This window comes from Armatimonadota bacterium (assembly GCA_020354555.1).
Lineage (GTDB): Bacteria > Armatimonadota > Hebobacteria.
On record CP070648.1, the window covers coordinates 1,891,730 to 1,894,887 of the forward strand.

The 3,158-nt window shown below is 68.0% G+C and carries 3 protein-coding genes; 1 reads left to right on the forward strand and 2 read right to left on the reverse strand.

The annotated features are described in order from the left end of the window. The coding region (locus tag JSV65_07730; protein UCH36232.1) for a hypothetical protein at positions 1-320 on the forward strand (320 nt) is incomplete at its 5' end. 428 nt (positions 321-748) lie between these two features. On the opposite strand, the gene JSV65_07735 is transcribed toward JSV65_07730, so the two are convergent. Then, the gene (locus JSV65_07735) at positions 749-2,119 is read right to left on the reverse strand and encodes a DUF1080 domain-containing protein (GenBank protein ID UCH36233.1); all 1,371 of its coding nucleotides are present in this window, start codon (positions 2,117-2,119) and stop codon (positions 749-751) included. A 23-nt stretch (positions 2,120-2,142) separates the two neighbouring features. Then, positions 2,143-3,158, reverse strand: a 1,016-nt coding sequence (locus tag JSV65_07740) for a Gfo/Idh/MocA family oxidoreductase (GenBank protein ID UCH36234.1), incomplete at its 5' end; no start/stop codon positions are given.

The following is a 3,158-nucleotide window of genomic DNA, read 5'->3' on the forward strand; positions in this document are numbered from 1 at the left end:
GTGAGCTGCGGCAGCGCGTGCTACTCGGGGAGGCGGTGACGGCGGTGCAAGTGATCGAGCCCACGGGCTGTGAGGCGGGCAGAACCGCGGGCCTGCTCGTGGCGACTGACGAGGCGCTGCGGGTGTTCGAAGTGGGGACGAATGGCGCAGGCGGCGCACCCGGCCCCAACTTATCCCTGCAAGAGAGAGGAGTCGTATCAGGCCGAGGCTATGTAGATCTACGGCGTTTGCGCGGGGAGGGGGAAGAGCCCTGTTTCGTCGGCCTCGGGCCCGACCTGTCGGTGGAAGCCTTCGCCCTCAACGCCGCGGTTGGCCGCTAGCGGGCGACCGGGCGCGATAGGGGCAGTTGGGAGACGTGACCCCGGAAAGCGCAGATACGGCAAACGGCGCAGCTTGCTCCCGGTGGCGCGGCCGTCTCGGCTGCGAATGCACTAAGTTGGCTTTGGCAGGCTCCTAAGCCCTTCGGGCCGGGGTGGCGGCGCCGACCAGTTGGCGCCTAGCCACGAGACGTTTACGTGCCTGTGGCGCGCCTGCCCCACCACAATCGGTGATACCCCCGGCTGGGCGGCTGCGGAGGGACGCCACGCTACTTGCCATGCTGGGCGAGGACGGGCACTAACTCCTCGACGTTCGTGATGCCCTGCTTCCGCCTCAGCGGCGATGACGGAGCAGGCCACCTCAATCCGACTTGAGCCCGGTCATTGGCTGAGTTCAGCGTTCAAGACCCCTCCGTTGCGTCAACCGCCGTCTACTGCGTATCGCTCACGGTGAGTTCGCGCGCGGCGCGGAGGGCCTGCCGGCGCGCGGGGGCAGCCACGCCGTCCGCGTCGGCGATAGCGAGCAGCGCCTCAACGGCGGCCGCGCGAATGCGGGTGGATGCATTCCGGCCCGTCTGCGCCAAGATGGGAACTGCCTTCGCGCTGCCGAGCAGGCCGAGAGCCTGCACCGCCGCGAGGCGCATATGTCCGGCGCGGTTTCGCGCCGCGTCGGCGAGTGCCGGGAATGCCGCGACGTCGCCTCGCGCGCCGAGGGCGAGGAGTATGCCGGGCTGCTGTGACCGGTCAGCCGCGGGCAAGATCTCAATCAGAGCGTTCGTCACAGCGCGTCCGGGAATGCGGCCCAGCCCCTCCAGCGCGGTTCCCCCGATCTGTCCGCCTTCCAGCACAGCTTCCGTGAGGACGGCGATCGTGCGGCGATCTGCTCTCCCGACCAGCCCCAACAGCCGAGCCGCCAGCACCCGTTCCGGGGCGCTGGCGTCGCGGGAGGCCGCCACGCGGTCAAGCAGGGCGACGCGCACTTGATCCGCCTGCGCGTCGGCGCCCGGCGCACTGGCGTTGCCGACGATGCGCGCGAGCGCCATCTCGGCCGTGTGGCTCGCGGTCTCGTCCGCGCTCACTACGATGTCCAGCAGCGGCATGACCATCGGCGGCCCCAGCCCTACCGCGGCGTCGTAAGCGACTCGGCGGATCGCGGGATCGGAGGAGACGAGTCCCTCGGCCACGAAGCTCGGATCCTGATCCAGGTCATTGATCTCGATATTGCGGAACTTGACCCAGCGCCCAGTGCCGGAGTGCGAATCCTGCATGCCGACGTAACCGGCGAGCCGCAGGTCCTTCATTGAAGGCACCTGGTCGTAGTCGCCCTCGCAGACCTTGACGCCATCAACCATGACCTCGATGTGCTTGTACGCAGCGGTGATCTCGATTGCGTGCCAACGCAGCGGGGTCTCGTCGGGGCGGGGGTTCACCGGCACCCGGCCGTAGATCGAGCCGGTGCAGTGCGAGTCGTCTCGGCCGGGCGCGCTGAGTTGCACCTCAAACCCGCGGTCGGAGTCGCTGCCGCGGAGGAATATGCCGCTGTTGCCGCGCTCGGACAGCATAAACTCGAGGCGCAGGATGAAGTTGCCGTATGGTCGGTCGGTGCGGATCAGGCGGCCGCCCTTGCCGCCGTCGCTGTGGATGCAGCCGTCGAGGACGGTGAATCCCTCGGGGTTGCCGGTGACGACCCAGCCGTCGAGGGTCTTGCCGTCGAAGAGCGGGACAAAGCCGGAGGGAGCATTGCCGGCTAAGGCGGACGGCACCAGCAATGTGGTCAGCAGGATTGCGAGGAGCAGTCTCATCAAGTGTCCTCCGGTCCTTCGGTTCACGTCGGCAGATACCACGGCGCGCGGTAGGGGCGATGGCGCATGCGGTTCGCGGCGTCGTCGCCGACGAACTCGCCGCGGGCCGCGTCCCAGGTCAGCTTGCGCCCCAGGCGATATGCGATGCATGCCGCGTGCATCGGCAGCGTCATGGGCACGACGTACTCGAGGTTGCTCTCGGGCTGCGCGCCGGATTTCACGCAATCCAGGAAGTTGCGCTGATGCCCGGGTGAACGCGGCAGGGATGCCGGCACCTCCGGGATGTCCGCGTGCTGCTTGCCGTCGAGGAAGATGACGCGGGACTCGTAGTCGGCGACGAGTTCGCCCTTGGTGCCGACGAATTGGATGCCCAGGCCCTTGTCCTCGGCGCCGGGGATGTCGGGGGTCCGGCTGTGCCAGGACATCTTGAGATCCGTGAACTCGAACTCGGCATCCATGAAGTCCGGCGCAGTGACCATGTGGTCAAGCGGGTCGTCGCCGCTCGCGGACACGGTCAACGGCGCGCCGGGATTCAGCGCCCAGAACGGGAGATCGGCGACGTGGCACCAGAAGTCGGCGAAGGTGCCGCCGGAGTAATCCCAGTAGAACCGGAAGTTGTACGGGCAAACCGCGCCGTTGAACCGCCGCCACGGCGCGGGGCCGAGCCACATGTCCCAATCCAGCGTCGGCGGCGGATCGCCGTCCGGCTGGAAGCCGAGGTCGATTTCCTTGCCGACGCGCCACAGGCGCACGGTATGGACGGCGCCGATGACACCGGCGCGAATCAGCTCGACGACGCGGTGGTAGTTGTCACCGGCGTGGATCTGGGTGCCGAGTTGGAAGATGCGGTTGTATCTCCGCGCGGCTCTGAGCATCGCCCGTCCCTCGGCCAGGTCGCGCGAGAGCGGCTTCTCGCCGTAGACGTGCTTGCCGGCCTGGAAGGCGAGGATGGCGATGAGCGCGTGCCAGTGATCGGGGGTGGCGTAGGTGATGACGTCAATGTCGGGACGATCCAGCACGCGGCGAAAGTCCGACTCGA